The sequence below is a fragment of the Nocardioides sp. CPCC 206348 genome, assembly GCF_048654705.1.
Taxonomy (GTDB): Bacteria; Actinomycetota; Actinomycetes; order Propionibacteriales; family Nocardioidaceae; genus Nocardioides.
On sequence record NZ_JBMCZA010000139.1, the window covers coordinates 11,570 to 12,124 of the forward strand.

General features: G+C 66.7%; 1 protein-coding gene. It reads left to right on the forward strand.

Going from position 1 to position 555, the window contains the following annotated elements; translation table 11 throughout:
* Nucleotides 1-555: choice-of-anchor P family protein (locus ACOADB_RS09095; RefSeq protein WP_378597649.1), on the forward strand; the 555-nt coding region annotated here is incomplete at both ends.

The following is a 555-nucleotide window of genomic DNA, read 5'->3' on the forward strand; positions in this document are numbered from 1 at the left end:
CGGTCTCTCCGGTACGGCCTACGGCACCCGCGTCGACGCTTCGGTGGGCGACAGCATCCAGGTCATCAGTGACCCGACCGCTCGCGTCGGTACGCCGTACGGCTCCAGCAACGGCAAGACCCTCACCAACACCACCGCCGGAGTGAACGTCCCCGGTGTCCTCACCACCGGTGTGGTGACCTCGACGACGACCTCCACCAGGGATGTCTTCGGCAACGCCGAGATCGTCAACACCAACAGGACCGCCGGCCTCAACCTGCTCGGCGGCCTGATCAAGGCCACCGCCATCAAGGTGACGGCCAGCGGCAAGCTGCAGGACGGCGTCTGGACCAGTGACATGAAGATGGAGCTGGTCAACCTGGTGATCGCCGGGAAGACGATCCCGATCAACGTCTCCCCGAACACGGTCATCAACGTGGCCGGGCTCGGCGAGGTGGCGATCAACCTGCAGCGCAAGCACCCGGGCGGCGCGTACCTCAACCGCATCGACGGCGTGCGCATCACGCTCAGCACCGCACAGGCCGGTCTCCCGGTCGGTGCCGTGATCGAGCTCGG